Source organism: Streptomyces sp. H27-H5 (assembly GCF_026627505.1).
In the GTDB taxonomy this organism is placed as follows: domain Bacteria; phylum Actinomycetota; class Actinomycetes; order Streptomycetales; family Streptomycetaceae; genus Streptomyces.
Window position 1 is genome coordinate 33,804 of the sequence record NZ_JAPNLK010000001.1, and the last position, 17,994, is coordinate 51,797.

A 17,994-nucleotide genomic window follows, 5' to 3' on the forward strand; every position below is an offset into this window, starting at 1 on the left:
CTCCCGTCAGGAGAGTTCGCCCTTCGGGGCACCAGGCCCCCTGATGCCGACGACGCTACGAGCACGGCGCGGACCTGTCGTGTTCGAAGGACTTGTCCACAGCCGTCCGGGTCACGCCCGGGCCGTTCGCCCGGGCGTGAGGTCCTGGCCGGGGACGGCCGTCACCCGAGTGGGGTGCGGCTCTCAGCACGGTCCGCCGCCCGCGGCCCGCCCTCGGTACCGCCCTGCTCCCCGGTGGCGCGGGCGGAGAGGGGGGTGGCGATCGATTCGAGGGACTTGCCCTCCGCCGCCACCGCGAAGAAGACCGCGACCAGGCCGGCCGCCACCATCAGCGAGGCCCCGATGCAGAACGCGAGCACGGCGTCGGCGACCACTCCGCTGGAGGTGAGGTCCGCGAAGACCAGCGGACCCGAGATGCCGCCGGCGGCGGTGCCCACCGCGTAGAAGAAGGCGATCGCCATCGCGCGTGTCTCCATCGGGAAGATCTCGCTGACGGTCAGGTACGCCGAACGCGCCCCGGCGGAGGCGAAGAACAGCACCACGCACCAGCAGGCGGTCATCGTGAAGGCCGTGAGCATGCCGGCTCCGAAGAGCCAGGCGGTGCCGAAGAGCAGCAGGCCGGACAGGACGTAGGTGCCGGCGATCATCGGCCGGCGGCCGATGGTGTCGAAGAACCGGCCCAGGAACAGCGGTCCGAGGAAGTTGCCGAAGGCGATGACGGCGAAGTAGTAGCCGGTGACCGAGCTGGAGACGTCGAAGAACCGGACCAGGATCGTGCCGAAGCCGAAGGTGATCGCGTTGTAGAGGAACGCCTGGCCGACGAAGAGGGAGAGGCCGAGCACGGCCCGCCGCGGGTAGGACCGGAAGACGGTCCTGGCGATCTCCCCGAATCCGATGCTGCCGCGCTGCTCGATGGTGATGGCCTCCCCCGGTTCGGGGAGCGGGGCGCCCTTCTCGCGCTCCACCTGGCGTTCGACGTCGGCGACGAGTTTCTCCGCCTCCTCGCCCTGGCCGTGGATGAACATCCACCGGGGGCTTTCGGGCACGTGCCGGCGGACGAGCAGGATCACCAGGCCGAGGACGACGCCGAGCGCGAACGTGAGCCGCCAACCGAGCCAGGCCGGGAAGATGTCGGTGTCGAGCGCGAGGACGGACAGCAGTGCGCCGGCGACCGCGCCGAGCCAGAAGCTGCCGTTGATGATGAGGTCGACGCGCCCGCGGTATTTGCTGGGGATCAGTTCGTCGATCGCGGAGTTGATGGCCGCGTACTCGCCGCCGATGCCGAAACCGGTGAGGAAGCGGAAGACGAAGAACCACCAGGGCGAGAAGGACACGGCGGTGAGCGCGGTCGCCGCCAGGTAGACGCCGAGGGTGATCAGGAAGAGCTTCTTGCGGCCGAACAGGTCGGTGAGGCGTCCGAAGAACAGCGCCCCGGCGCAGGCCCCGGCCACGTACAGGGCCGCCGCGACACCGGTGACCTGGGCGTCCGTGATGCTGAGGCCGCTGCCGTCCTCGGAGAGCCGACCGGCGATGTTGCCGACGATCGTGACTTCCAGGCCGTCGAGGATCCACACGGTCCCCAGCCCGATCACGATCATCCAGTGCCACCGCGACCACGGCAGCCGGTCCAGTCTCGCGGGGACGCTGGTCGTGATCGTCCCCTGGTTCCCACCCGTGAGCTCAGCCATGACGCACCGTCTGCCCGACCTCCCTCGCGGACAAACGCCCGCGGGTGAAACGGGGGTATCCGCCGGTTCGTTCGGGCGAATGTGACGTCGCGCCCGCAGGGGACGCGGCGTGCCGTGGAACCTGTCGAGGAACACTTCCGGAGGTGGGGCACTGCCATGACCAGACGATCCGCGGCGCGGTCGGCACCCCGGCCGGCCCGCCCGCGCGCGACCGGCCGCCCCCGGCGTCCGCGACCTCCGCTGCCGGCGGGCACGCCCCACGTCTCGCCGCTGCTGCGCACGGTCGCCGCGTACTCCTGGCGGCTGCTGGCCGTGGGGGCCGTGACGTACGCGGTGTTCGCGGTCCTGGGCCGGTTTCACGAGGTCGGCGTGGCCGTCTTCCTCGGCCTCGTGGTCACCGCCGTGCTCCGTCCCCTGACGGGTCTCCTGGCCCGGTGGATGCCCCGCCCGCTCGCCGTCGCGTGCGCCCTGGTCGGCAGCATCCTGCTGTTGCTCGGCGCGTTCGCGTTCGTCGGCGAGACGATCGCCTCCGAGTGGACCAATCTGCTCGCGGAGTTCAAGGACGGCCTGGGTCGGATCCAGCGTTGGCTGGAGCAGCCGCCGCTGCGCCTGGACCCGCACGCCCTGAACGACGTGCAGGCGCGCATCACCTCCTACCTGTCGAGCCACCGGTCGACCCTGCTGAGCACCGCGGTCAGTGGCGCCGGCCGGCTCGTGGAGATCTTCACCGTGATCGCCCTGGCCCTGTTCTGCTCGGTCTTCTTCATCCACTCGGGCGATCGGCAGTGGGCCTGGTTCTGCACGCAGCTCCCGCCGACCGCCGAGGACCGGGTGGCGACCGCCGGACGGGCGGCGTGGCGGACGTTCACCGGCTACACCCACGGCATCCTGCTCGTCGCCGGGACGAACGCCATCCTCGTCGGCGTCGCGCTGTTCGCGTTGGGGGTGCCGCTCGCCGTGCCGCTCGCCCTGTTGGAGTTCTTCGCCGCGTTCATCCCGCTGATCGGTTCCCCGGTCGCCCTCGCGGTGGCCGCCGTCGTCGCCCTGGCCGCGAAGGGGCCGCTGGTGGCGTGCCTGGTGGTCGCGCTGATCGTGGTCATCGGGCAGATCGAGGGCCATCTGCTGCATCCGCTCGTGATGAGTTGGGCGGTGCGGCTGCATCCGGTGGTCGTGGCCCTGTCGGTGGTGGCCGGCGCCATCGCCGCGGGCGTCGTCGGCGCGGTGGTCGCGGTGCCCCTGGTGTCGGTGGCCTGGGCCGTCCGGCAATCACTGCGGCCGCCCGCCCCCGTGTGAGGCCGGGACCTCTTCCGGCGTACGCATCGGGTGCGCGGGCCCCGTGCCACCGTCAAGCTGGGACCCGGTACGACCGATCCCGAACGCTCCCCCCGCACACCGTCACGCCCACGGAAAGGCCTCGGCCCCATGGACATCCACCGCCGCAAGGACCTCGGACTGCTCGCCCTGCGACTGGGGGCGGGCGGGGTGCTGATGGCACACGGCACGCAGAAGCTCTTCGGCTGGTTCGGCGGTGGCGGCCTCGACGGCACCGCGAAGGCCATGGAACACATGGGCTTCGCCCCCGGGCGGCCGAGCGCGCTCGCGGCGGGGCTCGGCGAGGCGGGTGGTGGCGCCCTGTTGGCGCTCGGGCTCGCGACCCCGGCGGCGGGCGCCGCCGCCGCGGGCGCGATGGCGGGCGCCGTGTCGGTGCACGCGCCGGCGGGGTTCTTCGCGCAGGGCGGGGGCTTCGAGTACCCGGCCTTCCTCGGCTACGTGGCGGCCGGACTGGGACTCGCCGGGCCGGGCCGCTACTCCGTCGACCACTTCACCCGGCACCGGCTCGACCGGCCGGCCGTGCTGGCGCTGGCGTTCGCGCTCAGCGCGGCAGCGGCGACCGTCGTCGTCGGTCGCCGCAACGCCGCCCTGGCCGCCGCGGCGGCCCCCGACTCCGCCTCGGGCGAGGACCCGCTCTCGGGCGTCGACGCCTGAGGTCTCTCCTTCGGAAGCCGGCTGAACGCCGGTCCTGAGCGGAGGCGTCGTCGTAGGGTGAGAGGCGGCCCAAGGAGGCCGAAGGCCGAGGGAGCCACGTATGCCGCGGTACCTGATCTCGTTCGACGACGGCGCCATGACCTTCCCCGACGAGGACCTGCCCGCGCTGGTCGAGGCCTCGCACAGGGTGGTGCGGGAGGCTCGGGACGCCGGCGTGTGGGTCTTCGGCGGTGGGCTGGAAAGTCAGCGGGCGAGCGTCGTGGCCCCCGACGGGACCGTCACCGACGGCCCGTACCCGGAGACCAAGGCGGTTCTCGGCGGGTTCTCGATCATCGATGTGCCCGCGCGTGGGGACGCGCTGGAGTGGGCTGCCCGGATCGCCGCCGCGTGCCGCTGCGCGCAGGAGGTCCGGGAGATCATGCCCGACTCGACCGACTGAGCGAAGACCGACTGAGCGAAGGCGGCCCCTCCCGTCCGGCGGCCGGGAGGGCCGCCCACGCGTGGCGACCGGACCGGCCCTACTGGCGCTCCTCGATGCCGATCGCCTTCTCCAGCTCCGCGTGCGCCGTGCCCGGCCTGCCCGAGTGCTGTTCCAGCAGCGCGGCGGCGATGGCGTCCAGCTTGCGCTGGATGGCGTGCTCGGCCCGCCGTTCGGAGTTCTTGAGCAGGGCCAGCAGGAGCAGGGCGACGGAGGCCACGGCGTCGCCCGCGAGGTGTTGCCAGCTCGTGGACAGGTGCAGGACGTGCACGACCACGACGTTGACCACCAGGGCCACGCACACCACGAAGAAGGCCGCCGAACTCGTGAAGTTGGAAGCCAGCTCGGCCAGCTTCTCGAACGGGCCGACGTGGCCGTCCTCGTTCTTCTCGGCGGGATGTTCGAATGTCATGTCGAACATCATCCCTTCTTCCGGCGCCACGGGGGGACCGGGCCTCCCCCGGGATCAGCAGATCCGCGGCAGCTGCTCCCCCAGTGGCAGGTCCACCACGCGCGTCCCGCCCAGGCCCGTGCGGGCGACGACGAGACCGGGGTGGGACTCCACCGCCTCCCCGATCACCGCGGCGCGGCGTCCCAGCGGGTGGGCGCGCATCGCGTCGAGGACCGCTTCGGCGTGCTCGCGCGGTACGAACGCGACCAGCTTCCCCTCGTTCGCCACGTACAGGGGGTCGAGGCCGAGGATCGCGCAGGCGTTGGCGACCGGGTCCGGGATCGGGACCTTGCCCTCCTGGAGGACCACACCGGTCCCGGAGGCGGCGGCGATCTCGTTGAGGGCGGCCGCGACCCCGCCCCGGGTGGGGTCGCGGAGCACGTGCAGGTCCGAGGTGACCGCGAGCATGGCCTCGACGAGGCCGCCGAGCGCCGCGCAGTCGCTCTCGATGTCCACCCCGAATTCCAGGCCCTCGCGCACGCTCATGATGGCCACGCCGTGCAGTCCGATCTCCCCGCTGACGATGACCACGTCGCCGGGCACGACGCGCTGTGCGCGCAGGTCCACCCCGTCCGGGATGAGGCCGATGCCGGCCGTGTTCACGTAGATGCCGTCGCCGTGGCCCGCCTCGACGACCTTGGTGTCGCCCGTGGCGATCTCGACGCCGGCGGTGCGGGCGGCCGCGCCCATGGACCGCGCCACCCGGGCCACCGCGGACATCTCGACGCCTTCTTCGAGGATGAATCCGCAGGACAGGTACGCGGCGCGGGCGCCGCTCATCGCCAGGTCGTTGACGGTGCCGTTGACGGCGAGGTCGCCGATGTCGCCGCCGGGGAAGAACAGCGGCCGGACCACGTACGAGTCGGTGGAGAAGGCCAGTCGGGCGCCGCCGAGGGTGATCGCGGCGGCGTCGCCCATCTGGGCCAGCACCTCACCGCCGAACGCCGGGGCGAAGAGGTGTTGCACCAGTTCGGCGGAGAGGGCGCCGCCGCCGCCGTGGCCCATCACCACGCGGGGGCGGTCCCGCAGGGGGGCCGGGCAGGTCCAGCCGGTGACGTCGAGGGTGGTGGTCTCAGGCAACGGGGCTCGCCTCCAGCGGTGTGGTCCGTGCTGTGGGGTCGGCGCCGCGCACCGGGGTGAGGTCGAGGCGCCGGTAGAGGTAGTACGCGGCGCAGGCGCCCTCGCTGGACACCATGGTGGCGCCGAGGGGGTTGCGCGGGGTGCAGGTGGTGCCGAAGGCCTCGCACTGGTTCGGCTTGATGAGGCCTTGGAGGACCTCGCCGCTGCGGCACTCCGCGGGCTCGCGGGTGGTGATGCCGGTGACGGAGAAGCGGTGTTCGGCGTCGTGGTCCCGGTAGCGCTCGGAGAGCCGCCAGCCGCTGTCGGGGATGACGCCGATGCCGCGCCAGGCGCGGTCGGTGACCTCGAAGACGTCCTCCAGCATGGCGATGGCCGCCGGGTTGCCCTCGGGGCGGACCGCGCGCGCGTAGGCGTTGTCCACGGTGTGTTCGCCGCGTTCGAGCTGGCGTACGGCGCGCCGTACGCCTTCGAGGATGTCCAGCGGCTCGAAGCCCGTGACCACGATCGGGACCCGGTGTCTGGCGGCCAGCTCGGGGTACTCCCCCATGCCCATCACGCTGCACACGTGCCCGGCGGCCAGGAAGCCCTGGACGCGGCAGCTCGGCGACTGCATGATCGCCTCGATGGCCGGGGGGACGCGCACGTGGGAGACGAGCAGGCTGAAGTTGCGGATGCCGAGCTTGCGGGCCTGGTGGACCGTCATGGCGTTGGGCGGGGCGGTGGTCTCGAAGCCGATCCCGAAGAAGACGACTTCCTTGTTCGGGTTCTGCCGGGCGATCTTCAGTGCGTCGAGCGGGGAGTAGACGACGCGTACGTCGCCGCCCTCGCTGCGGACCTGGAAGAGGTCGCGGCCGGTCCCGGGGACGCGGAGCATGTCCCCGAAGGAGCAGAAGATCACGTCGGGCCGGGAGGCGATCTCCAGGGCCTTGTCGATGACCTCCAGCGGGGTGACGCACACCGGACAGCCGGGGCCGTGAATCAACTCGACCTGTTCGGGAAGAAGTTGGTCGATCCCGTGCCGGATGATGGTGTGGGTCTGCCCTCCGCACACCTCCATCAGCGCCCAGGGGCGGGTGACGGTGGCGTGGATGTCGTCCAGGAGCCGGCGGGCGAGCTCGGGGTCCTGGAACTCCTCGATGTACTTCACTGCTGCCGTGCCTCCTGCGATGCGTGCCCACCGTCGGCCGGTCCCACGACCGCCGGGTCGGCGACGGTGTCCGACTCGTCGTCCTCGAACGGCCAGGGCGCTCCGCCCGCCTCCGCCGCCTGCTCCCAGGGGTCGCCGAACTCTTCTTGCAGCATGCCGAGTTGGGCGAAGAGTTCCAGGGTCTGCTTGGCCGACTCCTCGTCCAGGCGCTGGAGCGCGAAACCGACGTGGACGATGGCGTACTCGCCCACCTGGAGGTCCGGCAGGTACTCCAGGCACACTTCCTTGACCACTCCGCCGAAGTCGACGGTGGCCATGCGGGTGCCGTTCTCCTCCGCGATCTCAACCACTCTGCCGGGTACCGCCAGGCACATGGGCTTCTCCTCGCTGTGGGTGTTCGGTGGTGCGGGCCGCCGCCACCATGAGTTGCCCGAGGGCCAGTCCCCCGTCGTTCGGGGGTACTCGGTGGTGACGCAGTACCGTGAAGCCGTGCCCCCGCAGTGCCTCGGCGCAGGCCGAGGAGAGGAGGGTGTTGGCGAACACCCCGCCGGTGAGGGCGACGGTGTCCAGGCCGTGCCGCTCCCGGGCGGCGACGCAGACCTCGGCCACCAGGTCCGTGACGGCGCGGTGGAAGCGCGCGCCGATCAGCGAGGCCGATGTTCCCGCGCGCACGTCGGCCACCACGGCCGCGAGCACGGGGGCCGGGTCGACGGTCATCGGGGGATCGGGGTGAGCGGCGGCATCGGGGTGGACCCGGGCGTCGGGAACGGCGCCGGCCTGGGGGACGGCGGGCCGCAGGGCGAAGGCGTACCCCTCGTCCGCGACGCCGGCCTCCCGGGCCGTGCGCGCCGCCGCCTCCAGCTCGATCGCCGCCTGGGCCTCGTAGCCCGCGTGGTGACAGATGCCCGCCAGTGAGGAGACGGCGTCGAAGAGACGGCCCATGGAGGAGGTCGGCAGGCAGTTGAGGTTGGTCCTCAACTGGGTTTCCAGGACGTGTAGTTCGTCCGGCGGGCAGGCCGCGACGCATGGCAGGTCCGGCGACCGGTCCAGGCCCGCCGCCCGCAGGTGGGACAGCGCCATGCGGTACGGGCGCCGTACGGCGGCGTCGCCGCCGGGCAGCGGGACGTACGCGAGGTGCGCGAACCGGGTGTGACCGGCGTAGTCGGCGAGGAGGAACTCCCCGCCCCACACGGCCCCGTCGTCTCCGTGGCCCGTGCCGTCGAACGCGACGCCGATCACCCGGCGGTCCGCGCCCAGACCGTGTTCGGCCATGGTGGCGGCGACGTGCGCGTGGTGGTGCTGGACCCGGATCACGGGCCGGTCCGCGGCGTTGCGGGCGGCCCAGTGCGCCGAGCGGTAGCCGGGGTGCCGGTCGGCCGCGAGCAGGGCGGGTGTGACGCCGGTGATGCCCTCCAGTTGGCGCACCGCGCCGGCGAAGGCGTCCTGGGTGGCGAGGTCGTCCATGTCGCCGATGTGGGCGGACAGCCAGGCCCGCCGGCCCTCGCCGAGGCAGAAGGTGTTCTTCAGGTCTCCCCCGACGGCCAGCGTCGCGGGTACCGGGAGCGGGAGGTCCAGGGGCAGGGGTGCGTGCCCGCGCGAGCGCCGCACGATCAGCGGCTCCCCGTCCAGGACCCGCACCACCGAGTCGTCGCAGGGGACGTGGATGGGGCGGTCGTGGGTGAGCCAGGCGTCGGCCAGCCGGCCGAGCCGTTCCAGGGCCTCGGCGTCGTCGGTCACGATCGGTTCGCCGGCCAGGTTGCCGCTGGTCATGACGAGCAGGCGGGGGCCGGGAGGGTCACCGGGGAGCCCGAGCAGCAGGTGGTGCAGCGGCGTGTAGGGGAGCATCACGCCGAGGTCCGGGTTGCCCGGGGCGACACCGACGAGTTCGGCGGCGGGGCGACGGCGCAGCAGCACGATGGGACGTACGGCGCCGGTGAGCAGGCTCCGTTCCCGCGGGCCGATGTGGACGTGGGCCTCGACGTCGTCGAGGTCGCGGGCCATCAGGGCGAAGGGCTTGTCGCCCCGGCCCTTGCGGCGGCGCAGTTCGGCCACCGCCGCGGGCCGCGTCGCGTCGCAGGCGAGGTGGTATCCGCCCAGTCCCTTGACCGCGAGGATCGCCCCGTCGGCCAGGAGCCGGCGCGCGGCGGCCACCGGGTCCGCGGCCGCCGGTTCGTCGGCGGCGGGTTCGCGGGGCGGTGTGCCGACGAGGAGCCGCAACCGGGGCCCGCAGGCGGGGCAGGCGACCGGCTGGGCGTGGAACCGGCGGTCGGCGGGGTCGGTGTACTCCCGGGCGCAGTCCGGGCACATCGGGAAGCGGGCCATCGTGGTGTGCGCCCGGTCGTACGGCAGCCCGGTGACGATCGTGAACCGGGGCCCGCAGTGCGTGCAGGTGATGAAGGGGTGGCGGTGTCGTCGGTCGGCCGGATCGGCCAGCTCCGCGAGGCAGTCCGCGCAGGTCGCCACGTCGGGCGAGACCAGCGTGCGGGCGGGACCGCCGCCCCTGGAGGCGACGATGGTGAAGCCGGTGCCGCCCGCGACGGGTACCTCGCAGTGGTCGACGGCGTCCACGACGGCCAACGGCGGGGCGCAGGCGGCGAGCCGCTCACAGAACTCCGAGACCGCCGCCGAGGCGCCCTCGACCTCGGCGACGACACCTTCCGGGGTGTTGGTGACGTGCCCGGCCAGTCCGAGCGCGATGGCCCGGGTGTAGACGTACGGACGGAATCCGACGCCCTGGACCACGCCCCGGACGACGACCCGTCGCCGTTGCACCGCTTCCATCAGCGGCTCTGCGTCGTTGCCGCGTCGGCGTGCCGATGCGGAGGCAGGTGACCGTGGCCGTGGTCCTGGTCGTGGTCGTGGCTGTGGTCGTGATCGTGGTCGGCCCCGTGATCGTGGTCGTGCGCACCGTGGTGGTGGTCGAGGTGTCCCCCGTCCCGTCCCGCCATGACCGGCGCGTGGACCGTCGCGCCCGCCCCGACGGCCAGGGCCCGGTCCAGCAGGAGGCCCACGCCCTCGTCCGCGCGGGCGGACGTGAGGACCACCTCCACGCCCGGGTTGACCTGCTGCACATGGGCGCGGAAGGCGTCCTCGTCGAACTCGACGGCCTTCGCGATGTCGGTCTTGGTGACGATCACCAGGTGGGCGAGCCCGAAGGCGGTGGGGTACTTGAGCGGCTTGTCCTCGCCCTCGGTCACGGAGGCGAGGACGACCCGCAGGGACTCCCCGAGGTCGTAGGAGGCCGGGCAGACCAGGTTGCCGACGTTCTCCACGAACAGCAGCCGGGTGTCGTCGGGCATCCAGCCGTCCAGGTGTCGGCCCAGCATCCCGGCCTCCAGGTGGCACAGCCCGTCGGTGAGCACCTGCTTGACGGGGACGCCGGAACGGGCCAGCCGCGCCGCGTCGTTCTCGGTGGCGAGGTCGGCGGTGAGGGCGGCGACGGCCACTCCCCGCTCACGGGCGAGCAGCAGCTCGCGTTCCAGCAACGCCGTCTTGCCGCTGCCCGGGCTGGAGAGCAGGTTGACGACCGTGGTGCCGCGGGCGGTGAGTTCGGCGCGCAGGGCCCGGGCGGCTTCGTCGTTCTTGGCCAGCACCGCCTGCTTGAGGTCGACGACTCGGCACATGGTTCAGCGCTCCTCGGGGATCGGTTGGCGGTGGCGCGCGGGGGCGGGGTCGGGGCAGTCCTCCCAGTTCACGGAGAGGATCCGCAGCTCACGACCGGCGGTGAGTTCGACGTCCGTGGCCTTGCCGCATCCGGGACAACAGAGCTCGGGCGGCATGCCGACCGCCCAGTCGTCCGTACAGGAGTGGCAGCGCGCGCGGGCCGGCACGGGCTCGGTGACGAGTTCGGCTCCCTCCAGAACCGTTCCGGCACAGGCCAGTTCGAAACAGAAGGCGAGTGCGTCGGGTACCACTCCGGCCAGCTCGCCGACTTCGAGTCGGACCGAGGTCACCACGCGCGCCCCGCCGGCCTGGGCTGCTTCTTCCACCTGGCTCACCACGGCCATGGCGATCGACATCTCGTGCATCGGGGCTCCGTCCTGCCGGGGCTCATTAGACCGGCAGGCGGGGGATGACACCGGCGGGCACGCCGACGCGCCGCACGCCCCGTACGCCATTCGGGCGCCGGGGCGTGCGAGGGGGTGCGGAAAGGTGTCACATCCTGCGCATGCGCAGGTAACGCTTGATGTCGGGGGCGACCAGTACGGCCACCGTGAACAGGGCGGCCAGGGCCACGCCGCAGAGGACTTCCTTCTTCATGGGGTTCTCTCCTCCGTTGTCACCAGGTCTTCCCGGGCCAGTCCCACGAGCGTCCGCACGGCCTCCGGGACCGCGGCGGCCACGGGGCCGCTGAGGCCCATGCCCTCCTCCACGGAGGCGGGTTCGCAGCCGAGCACCAGCGTGCGTCGGGGCGGGGTGCCGCCCGTGCCCGCGCACAGGGTGCCGAGCAGCGCGAGGACCGCGTCGGGCGACATGTGGTGGCCGTCGAGCACGGCGCCGCCGATCGGGGCGCCGGCGCACTCGTCGACCTCGATGAGGTACAGCGTGCCGGGCTCGCCGCCGCGCGCGGTGGCGTCCACCAGGACGAGGGTGTCGTAGCCGTCGAGCAGTTGGTAGGCGAGGTGGACGCCGCGCACACCGAAGTCCACCACCTCCACGTGGTCCGGCAGGTGGTGCGCGGACAGGGCGCGCACCACCTCGACACCGAATCCGTCGTCACCGAGGAACACGTTGCCGATCCCCGCGATCAGGGTCCCGCCGCTCACGTGTCCTCCGGGGGGCTCACGTCGTCCGAGGGTTCCGTCTCGTCCAGGGCGGTCACCTCGTCGGGTTGGAAGTAGAGGAAGCGGCCCTGTTCGCGCCGGATGTCGGCGCCGGGATCGCCCTCCACCGTGACGGCGAGGTGCACTCCCCCGTCCACGTCGTGCAGCACGGCCTCGATGCGGGCGGAGCGGCCGTGGAGGAACAGGTCCTGCGCGTCGCTGCGCCGCAGGCCCGGGCGCAGCAGCACGCGGCTGCCGACGCCCACCGGGGCGCCGTCCACGAGGACGGGCTCCCGGGCGTGGTCGACGGGGTCCGCGTGGGCGGGGTCCCACCAGGGGGTGTCGGGGCGGAACACGGCCTGGCTGTCGAAGGGTTCGAGGCCGGTCGGGGCGTCCACCGGGATGTCGGGGTCGGTGATCTCCCGTAGTCCCCGGACCGCGCCGTGCAGCCGTTCCAGGACCTCGGGCGGCATGGATTCGGCGAGGTCGATCACGGCGGCGGCCCTCGGGTCGGTGCCGCGTGCCTCGCGCTTCTCCTGATCGGTCAGGGCGGCGGTGCGCAGCGCGAGGATCTCGTCGATCTCGGTGGCGTCGTACATGGCGCCGATGCTCTCGGGGGCGATGCCGGGGTGGTCCTCCAGGATGATCGGGGAGGAGAGCACCACGTCGGCGCGGCCGGGCTCGCCGGCCAGCACGGGCCAGGTCTGTCGGTTGACGCAGTCGGCGACGGCGCCCTTGGCCCATTCGGGCGGGTCGGTCATCGACAGGAAGGAGCCCTTGTCGAGGCCGAGGAGGAGGTGCGCGGCGACCAGGGAACGGGGCAGCGCGGCGTCGCGGTCGGCCCCGCTCTCGTCGGGTGTCCACGCGCTGGTGTTCTCCACCACCGCGGTCAGCTTCCACGCCCGGTAGGCGCAGTCGAGTTCGCTCGCCCGCAGTCGGACGACGGCGTCGATGTTCTCGGTGCGGCGCAGCAGCCGCCCGACGGTCCGGCCGTCCGCGTCGTGGACGTCCTCGGTCTCCTCGCGTGCGGGCCGGGTGACCGGGACCCGGACGCCCTCCCCCGCGAGGTCGGCCACGTCCACGGTCATCTCGACGCGTTCTTCGGTCCCCTCGTCCCAGGGGACGAGGACCCGGTCGTCTAGGTGCAGCTCCGTCACCTCGGTGAACGATCCGTCCGGTCGGGCCTGTTGGACGGTCCGCCGTTGGGTGTGCAGGAAGCGGAGCTCGACGGCGAGCGTCGCGTTCCCCTTCGGCTCCATCAGGATCTCGGTCTGTTGGAGGCAGTGCTCCTCGTGCGCGGGAGCCCAGGCGGGCGGCACGAGGACGCCGAACTGCCACCGCAACCGGTTCTTGGCCGCCGAGGCCCGGTAGGGGTAGAGCACGTACCCCTCGAAGAGCACGGCGTCGGCCACCTGCCGGGCGATCGCGAAGCGGGCTTCGAGGGCGGTCGTTCCCGCCGCGCCGGCCGTCGTCGTGGTGACGGTCGTTCCGGTGGTCGTGGTCATGGCGCGGCCGTCCTCTCCGCGGGGCGCGGCGGCAGGGCGCCCGCCCGGAAGCGTTCCTGCGGTGAGGGTTTCGCGTCCGGGGCGGCGGTGGGGAGCGCCGCCGCGTCCAGGAGGGCCCGTACGGTGGCCTCCCAGGAGGCGAGGGCGTGCCGGGAGCGGTAGGCGAGCAGTGCGTCCATGGTGTCGCGGGGCAGTCTGAGCCATCCACAGCCGGGGAAGTGCTGCTCGATCATCTCCTGCCAGACCGCGACCGGCATGCGGTACGAGGCTTCGCGGTCCCACGGGACGGGCTCGACGTGGAAGCCGCCGGCGCCGGTGAACGCGGTGCCGGAGAACAGCATGAGCAGGGGTGCCTCGCCGTCCTCCAGGGCGCCGAGGTAGCGGCTCGCCGCGATGTCCATGTCGTAGGTGCAGGGCACGACCAGGTCGATCTCGGTGGACCCGGTGAAGCTGGGCACCATGAGGGTGACCTGCGCGAACTGGACGGGCAGGAGGGTGTTGCCCCACCGGGAGCGTTCCCCGAACAGGTCGGCGAGGCCCTCGGCCTCGGTCGGTCCGTAGCCGCGTCGGGCCGGTTCGATCCGGATCTGGCAGCGCAGGGCGAGGGCGTGGATCCGGGTCTGTTCGGTGGCGGTGATGGCCAGCCGGAAGACGAGGGTGGGGCCGGCGGCGTACGGGTCGGCCCGTACGCCGGTGCAGGTGAAGCCGAACTCCGTCACGGCCGCACCTCCTTCGCCGGGGTCTTGGCGCGGCGCTCGACCTGTTCGAAGAAGGCCGCCAGGGCGGCGCGTGCCTCGGACCCGCCGTCGAAGCCCTGCCACAACAGGCGCATACGGCCGACGAGTTCGTAGCAGATGTCGATGGGCACCAGGTAGCAGTCGGTCCGGCCCTCGGCGCGCCGCAGCAGGAGCGCCTCGACGTCCGGTTCGAGCAGTGCGGACAGGGGGTTGCCTCCGAGTGCGGTCTGCCAGGTGGCGGGGTCGAGTTCGCTCTCGGTGGCGCCGGCGGGGCTGGGGTACAGCGCGACGAGGCGGTCGAGTGCCGCGTTGCGGAAGAAGAACGCGACGCTGACCGGGATCTGGAGCTGTTCCCACACCCCGTCTTCGAGCGGGTGATCGGGGTCGGTGAGGTACCGGTTCGGGACGGCGCGGTAGCGTCCGGTCGCCGCGCCGGGCCGGTCGAACAGCAGGGCGCAGGCCGTGCAGGCGCACGCCAGGGCGCGCTTCTCGATCTCGACCAGGTGGCGGTGGCCGTCCTCGGCGACCGCGACCCCGCACAGTTCACAGGTCTCGGGGCGGGGGGCGCGCGGTCCGGCGAACCGGCGCAGGCCGCGCGGTCCGCCGGTCCGTGCGGCGGGCGGTGCCCAGCCCTGTGACGCGCTCACGAGACCCGCGCCGGGCTGGTGTTCGGGCGGACGCCGATCTGCAGCAGCGGCTGCTGGGGCGCGGCCGCCTCCATCCGGACCTCGGTCACCTCGGGTGCGAAGGAGGCCAGCGCGTCCTCGACGGCCTGTCGACCGCCGTCGTCGCCGCCTCCGCAGCCGCAGCCGGAACTCGGGGCGGAGCGCAGGCGCAGCACGCCCGTGTTCTCGTCGAAGCCGACCAGTTCCACCGGTTCCCGTACGGCCGCCAGGGCGCGGGCGATCCGGGTGTGCGCGTCCTCGGGGTGCAGGTCGTGCAGGGCCAGCAGCCCGGAGACGAGCTCGTCGTCGAGGAGCGTGGCGAGGGCCTCGTCGTCGAGGCGGGTGGTGATGCTCGCGAGCCCCGCGCCGTAGAGGTCCATGAGCACGCGCACCAGTTCCTCGGCCGCCGCGCACACCTCGCGGTCGCCGGTGGCCGCGAGCCGGTCGAGGACCTCCTCGACGCGCAGGCCCGCCCGGCGGGCGTCGGTGGGGGCGCTCATCCGCCCAGTCCGCTCAGCCCGGTGGGGACGTGCATCTGCTTGATCGTCTTGCCGCCGCCGACGTACATGTGGACGCCGCACGGCAGACAGGGGTCGAAGCTGCGCACGGCACGCATGATGTCGATGCCCTTGAAGTTCTCCGGGGTGTTCTCCTCGAAGATGGGCGTGTTCTGCACGGCGTCCTCGTACGGTCCGGGGGTGCCGTAGGTGTCGCGGGTGCTGGCGTTCCACGGGGTCGGCGGGTAGGGGTGGTAGTTGGCGATCTTGCCGTCGCGGATCACCATGTGGTGCGAGAGGACGCCGCGCACGGCCTCGGTGAAGCCGACGCCCAGGCCCTCGTCGGGGACCTCGAATTTCTCCCAGGTCTGGGTGCGTCCGGCGCGGACCTCGGCGAGGCCCTTCTCGGCGCAGTGCAGCGCGATGGCTGCGGCGTACGCCTGGAAGTACGTGCGGGCGCGGTTGCGCTCCAGCGCGTTGCTCCACTTCGGGATCTTCCACTCGAAGCGGGTCTCGGGCTTGGTCATGGTGCGCGGCAGGGTGATGACCACGCTGTGGCCGGTGGCCTGGACGTAGTCGGTGTTCACCAGGCCGGACAGGGCGGTGGACCACAGGCGGGCGAGGGGGCCGCCGCCGGTGTCGAGGGGGAGGTGGTCCTTGCCGTCGAACCAGCGGGGGGACATCACCCAGCTGTACTTGTCGTCGAAGTCGCGCTTCTGCGGCGCGGGAATGGTGTGCTGGTTCCAGGGGTGGCGGGCGTCGACCGGGTTGCCGAGCGGGTCGTGGGTGACGAACTTCTCCTGGCCCTGCCAGTCGTCGTAGTACGAGCTGCCGAGCAGGATGCGGATGCCGAGGTTGATCTCGGTGAGGTCGTTGGTGACCAGTTTGCCGTCCACGACCACGCCCGGGGTGACGAACATCTTCCGTCCCCAGTCGGTCATGTTGGCGTACGTGAAGTCGCAGTGCTCGGGGTCGTTGAGCGCGCCCCAGCAGCCCAGCAGCACGCGCCGGCGGCCGACTTCCTCGTAGCCGGGGAGGGCTTCGTAGAAGAAGTCGAACAGGTCGTCGTGGAGCGGGACGACGCGCTTCATGAACTCGCAGTACCGCATGAGGCGGCTCATGTAGTCCGTGAAGAGCTGGACGGAGGCGATGGTGCCGACGCCGCCCGGGTAGAGGGTGGAGGGGTGCACGTGGCGCCCTTCCATCAGGCAGAACATCTCGCGCGTGTACCGGCTGACCTGGAGGGCCTCGCGGTAGAACTCGCCCTCCAGGGGGTTGAGGGAGCGCATGATGTCGGCGATGGTCTTGAAGCCGTGTTCCCCGGCGTGCGGGGCGGGCGTGCGCTCGGCCAGCTCCAGGACGCCGGGGTTGGTCTCGCGGACCATCTTCTCGCAGTAGTCGACCCCGACCAGGTTCTCCTGGAAGATGTTGTGGTCGAACATGTACTCTGCGGCCTCGCCGAGGTTGATGATCCACTCGGCGAGGTGGGGCGGCTTCACCCCGTAGGCCATGTTCTGCGCGTACACGGAACACGTGGCGTGGTTGTCGCCGCAGATCCCGCAGATGCGGCTGGTGATGAAGTGCGCGTCGCGGGGGTCCTTGCCGCGCATGAAGACGCTGTAGCCGCGGAAGACCGACGAGGTGCTGTAGCACTCCGCCACGCGCTTCTGCTTGAAGTCGATCTTCGTGTGGATGCCGAGGCTGCCCACGATCCGGGTGATCGGATCCCAGGACATCTCCACCAGGCCGCTGCCGTCTCCGGCCGCCTTCGTCTTCGGTGCCATTGTGTCTGCCGTGACCCTTCTTGGGTGGGGGTACTGAGGGTTCTCGCGGGTGCTGAGGGTTCTCGCGGGGTTCGGACCCGCGGCTTACGGGTGGAGTGCGTGGGGAGGTGTCACCACGGCGGCCGGTAGCCGGTGGTCAGCCGCTCCCCCGGGTTGCGCCACTTCGGTTCCTGGTCGACGGTGTGCGCCGTCACCGCGCGGAGCTTTCGGATCACCGCGCCGTAGATCCCGCTGGCGGTGGCGGACACCTTGCCGCCGGGAGGCTCGTCCATGAAGGGCATGAACTTGTCGGGGAAGCCCGGCATGGTGCAGGCGATGCAGATGCCGCCGACGTTGGGACAGCCTCCGATGCCGTTCATCCAGCCGCGCTTGGGCACGTTGCACTTGACGACCGGACCCCAACACCCCAGCTTGACCAGGCACTTCGGGGAGTCGTAGGTCTCCGCGAACTGGCCCTGCTCGTAGTAGCCGGCCCGGTCGCAGCCCTCGTGGACGGTGGCGCCGAACAGCCAGGTGGGGCGCAGCTTGTCGTCGAGCGGGATCATCGGGGCCGAGCCGGCCGCCTGGTACAGCAGGTAGGTGAGGGTCTCGGAGAAGTTGTCCGGCTGGATGGGGCAGCCCGGAACGCACACGATGGGGATCCCCGCCTTGGACTTCCAGTCCCAGCCGAGGTAGTCGGGCACGCCCATGGCGCCGGTCGGGTTGCCCTCCATCGCGTGGATGCCGCCGTAGGTGGCGCACGTGCCGATGGCGACGACGGCGAGGGCCTTGGGAGCCAGCCGGTCGAGCCACTCGCTGGTGGTGATGGGCTGGCCGGTCAGCGGATCGTCGCCGAAGCCGCACCAGTAGCCCTCGGGCTTGATCTTCTCGTTGGGGATGGATCCTTCGACGACCAGGACGAAGGGGTCGATCTCACCGCGCTCGCCCTTGAAGAACCACTCGATGAAGGTGTCGGCGCCGCCGACGGGTCCGCACTCGAAGTCGATGAGCGGCCAGTGCACGGCGATCTTCGGCAGACCGGGCAGGACGCCCATCACGATCTCTTCGATGCTGGGCTGCATCGCTGCCGTCAGGGACACCGAGTCGCCGTCGCAGCTCAGTCCCGCGTTGATCCAGAGGATGTGGATCGGGGGGTCCTCTACCGTGGTCGGCGTTGCTGCATCCATGAGGATGCCTCCTTGGGGAGGTGGGCGGGAGGTGGGGGAAGCGTCCG

19 protein-coding genes are annotated in these 17,994 nt (G+C 72.0%); 3 read left to right on the forward strand and 16 right to left on the reverse strand.

Going from position 1 to position 17,994, the window contains the following annotated elements:
• Positions 1–161: 161 nt before the first annotated feature.
• Entirely contained in the window at positions 162–1,688 is a 1,527-nt protein-coding gene (locus OTB19_RS00200; protein WP_267795834.1) for an MFS transporter, read from the reverse strand.
• 156 nt (positions 1,689–1,844) lie between these two features.
• Between OTB19_RS00200 and OTB19_RS00205 the strand changes: the two genes are divergently transcribed.
• The 3 genes from OTB19_RS00205 to OTB19_RS00215 all read left to right on the forward strand — a co-directional run bounded on the left by OTB19_RS00205 (position 1,845) and on the right by OTB19_RS00215 (position 4,113).
• Positions 1,845–2,981 carry an AI-2E family transporter gene (locus OTB19_RS00205; RefSeq protein ID WP_267795835.1) on the forward strand — a complete coding sequence of 379 codons (1,137 nt, stop codon included), beginning with the start codon at positions 1,845–1,847 and terminating at the stop codon, positions 2,979–2,981.
• Positions 2,982–3,110: 129 nt separating this feature from the next.
• Positions 3,111–3,674 (forward strand): DoxX family protein, encoded by a 564-nt coding sequence (locus OTB19_RS00210; protein ID WP_267795836.1) that lies wholly within the window; start codon positions 3,111–3,113, stop codon positions 3,672–3,674.
• A 100-nt stretch (positions 3,675–3,774) separates the two neighbouring features.
• Positions 3,775–4,113: a YciI family protein gene (locus OTB19_RS00215; protein WP_267795837.1), complete on the forward strand. Its 339-nt coding sequence runs from the start codon at positions 3,775–3,777 to the stop codon at positions 4,111–4,113.
• A gap of 79 nt (positions 4,114–4,192) precedes the next feature.
• Here the strand turns inward: OTB19_RS00215 and OTB19_RS00220 are convergent, their stop codons facing one another.
• The 15 genes from OTB19_RS00220 to OTB19_RS00285 all read right to left on the reverse strand — a co-directional run bounded on the left by OTB19_RS00220 (position 4,193) and on the right by OTB19_RS00285 (position 17,947).
• Positions 4,193–4,564: a low affinity iron permease family protein gene (locus OTB19_RS00220; RefSeq protein WP_267795838.1), complete on the reverse strand. Its 372-nt coding sequence runs from the start codon at positions 4,562–4,564 to the stop codon at positions 4,193–4,195.
• Between the two features lie 54 nt (positions 4,565–4,618).
• Positions 4,619–5,608, reverse strand: a complete 990-nt coding sequence (gene hypE / locus OTB19_RS00225; protein WP_324289497.1) for a hydrogenase expression/formation protein HypE — start codon at positions 5,606–5,608, stop codon at positions 4,619–4,621.
• Positions 5,609–5,675: 67 nt separating this feature from the next.
• Positions 5,676–6,830, reverse strand: coding sequence for a hydrogenase formation protein HypD (gene hypD / locus OTB19_RS00230; protein WP_267795840.1), 1,155 nt, complete (start codon positions 6,828–6,830; stop codon positions 5,676–5,678).
• Positions 6,827–7,204 (reverse strand): HypC/HybG/HupF family hydrogenase formation chaperone, encoded by a 378-nt coding sequence (locus OTB19_RS00235; RefSeq protein WP_267795841.1) that lies wholly within the window; start codon positions 7,202–7,204, stop codon positions 6,827–6,829. The genes hypD and OTB19_RS00235 overlap by 4 nt, the downstream gene beginning before the upstream one ends.
• Positions 7,173–9,611: a carbamoyltransferase HypF gene (gene hypF / locus OTB19_RS00240; RefSeq protein ID WP_267795842.1), complete on the reverse strand. Its 2,439-nt coding sequence runs from the start codon at positions 9,609–9,611 to the stop codon at positions 7,173–7,175. Before hypF ends, OTB19_RS00235 begins: the two co-directional genes overlap by 32 nt.
• Positions 9,611–10,453 carry a hydrogenase nickel incorporation protein HypB gene (gene hypB, locus OTB19_RS00245; protein WP_267795843.1) on the reverse strand — a complete coding sequence of 281 codons (843 nt, stop codon included), beginning with the start codon at positions 10,451–10,453 and terminating at the stop codon, positions 9,611–9,613. Before hypB ends, hypF begins: the two co-directional genes overlap by 1 nt.
• 3 nt (positions 10,454–10,456) lie before the next feature.
• Positions 10,457–10,858: a hydrogenase maturation nickel metallochaperone HypA gene (gene hypA, locus OTB19_RS00250; RefSeq protein ID WP_267795844.1), complete on the reverse strand. Its 402-nt coding sequence runs from the start codon at positions 10,856–10,858 to the stop codon at positions 10,457–10,459.
• 127 nt (positions 10,859–10,985) lie between these two features.
• Positions 10,986–11,090 carry a DUF6893 family small protein gene (locus tag OTB19_RS43540; RefSeq protein WP_371591520.1) on the reverse strand — a complete coding sequence of 35 codons (105 nt, stop codon included), beginning with the start codon at positions 11,088–11,090 and terminating at the stop codon, positions 10,986–10,988.
• Entirely contained in the window at positions 11,087–11,596 is a 510-nt protein-coding gene (locus OTB19_RS00255) for a hydrogenase maturation protease (RefSeq protein ID WP_267795845.1), read from the reverse strand. Before OTB19_RS00255 ends, OTB19_RS43540 begins: the two co-directional genes overlap by 4 nt.
• Complete coding sequence (locus tag OTB19_RS00260) at positions 11,593–13,098, reverse strand: hypothetical protein (protein ID WP_267795846.1); 1,506 nt, start codon at positions 13,096–13,098, stop codon at positions 11,593–11,595. The genes OTB19_RS00255 and OTB19_RS00260 overlap by 4 nt, the downstream gene beginning before the upstream one ends.
• The gene (locus OTB19_RS00265; RefSeq protein ID WP_267795847.1) at positions 13,095–13,817 is read right to left on the reverse strand and encodes a DUF6084 family protein; all 723 of its coding nucleotides are present in this window, start codon (positions 13,815–13,817) and stop codon (positions 13,095–13,097) included. The genes OTB19_RS00260 and OTB19_RS00265 overlap by 4 nt, the downstream gene beginning before the upstream one ends.
• A complete protein-coding gene (locus OTB19_RS00270; protein WP_267795848.1) occupies positions 13,814–14,482 on the reverse strand; it encodes a DUF5947 family protein in 669 nt (222 codons plus the stop codon). Before OTB19_RS00270 ends, OTB19_RS00265 begins: the two co-directional genes overlap by 4 nt.
• Positions 14,479–15,000: a hypothetical protein gene (locus tag OTB19_RS00275; RefSeq protein WP_267795849.1), complete on the reverse strand. Its 522-nt coding sequence runs from the start codon at positions 14,998–15,000 to the stop codon at positions 14,479–14,481. Before OTB19_RS00275 ends, OTB19_RS00270 begins: the two co-directional genes overlap by 4 nt.
• Positions 14,997–16,781, reverse strand: coding sequence for a nickel-dependent hydrogenase large subunit (locus tag OTB19_RS00280; RefSeq protein ID WP_266953004.1), 1,785 nt, complete (start codon positions 16,779–16,781; stop codon positions 14,997–14,999). The genes OTB19_RS00275 and OTB19_RS00280 overlap by 4 nt, the downstream gene beginning before the upstream one ends.
• A gap of 110 nt (positions 16,782–16,891) precedes the next feature.
• Positions 16,892–17,947: a hydrogenase expression protein HypE gene (locus OTB19_RS00285; RefSeq protein ID WP_266953002.1), complete on the reverse strand. Its 1,056-nt coding sequence runs from the start codon at positions 17,945–17,947 to the stop codon at positions 16,892–16,894.
• Positions 17,948–17,994 lie beyond the last annotated feature (47 nt).

Excerpts from the sequence above, each read along its gene's own strand:
- OTB19_RS00200 (WP_267795834.1), bottom strand. The coding sequence starts at position 1,688 with ATGGCTGAGCTCACGGGTGGGAACCAGGGGACGATCACGACCAGCGTC.
- OTB19_RS00235 (WP_267795841.1), bottom strand. The coding sequence starts at position 7,204 with ATGTGCCTGGCGGTACCCGGCAGAGTGGTTGAGATCGCGGAGGAGAAC.
- hypF (WP_267795842.1), bottom strand. The coding sequence starts at position 9,611 with ATGGAAGCGGTGCAACGGCGACGGGTCGTCGTCCGGGGCGTGGTCCAG.
- OTB19_RS00260 (WP_267795846.1), bottom strand. The coding sequence starts at position 13,098 with ATGACCACGACCACCGGAACGACCGTCACCACGACGACGGCCGGCGCG.
- OTB19_RS00220 (WP_267795838.1), bottom strand. The coding sequence starts at position 4,564 with ATGACATTCGAACATCCCGCCGAGAAGAACGAGGACGGCCACGTCGGC.
- OTB19_RS00275 (WP_267795849.1), bottom strand. The coding sequence starts at position 15,000 with ATGAGCGCCCCCACCGACGCCCGCCGGGCGGGCCTGCGCGTCGAGGAG.
- OTB19_RS00280 (WP_266953004.1), bottom strand. The coding sequence starts at position 16,781 with ATGGCACCGAAGACGAAGGCGGCCGGAGACGGCAGCGGCCTGGTGGAG.
- hypA (WP_267795844.1), bottom strand. The coding sequence starts at position 10,858 with ATGCACGAGATGTCGATCGCCATGGCCGTGGTGAGCCAGGTGGAAGAA.
- OTB19_RS43540 (WP_371591520.1), bottom strand. The coding sequence starts at position 11,090 with ATGAAGAAGGAAGTCCTCTGCGGCGTGGCCCTGGCCGCCCTGTTCACG.
- OTB19_RS00210 (WP_267795836.1), top strand. The coding sequence starts at position 3,111 with ATGGACATCCACCGCCGCAAGGACCTCGGACTGCTCGCCCTGCGACTG.
- hypB (WP_267795843.1), bottom strand. The coding sequence starts at position 10,453 with ATGTGCCGAGTCGTCGACCTCAAGCAGGCGGTGCTGGCCAAGAACGAC.
- OTB19_RS00205 (WP_267795835.1), top strand. The coding sequence starts at position 1,845 with ATGACCAGACGATCCGCGGCGCGGTCGGCACCCCGGCCGGCCCGCCCG.
- OTB19_RS00215 (WP_267795837.1), top strand. The coding sequence starts at position 3,775 with ATGCCGCGGTACCTGATCTCGTTCGACGACGGCGCCATGACCTTCCCC.
- hypE (WP_324289497.1), bottom strand. The coding sequence starts at position 5,608 with ATGGGCCACGGCGGCGGCGGCGCCCTCTCCGCCGAACTGGTGCAACAC.
- OTB19_RS00285 (WP_266953002.1), bottom strand. The coding sequence starts at position 17,947 with ATGGATGCAGCAACGCCGACCACGGTAGAGGACCCCCCGATCCACATC.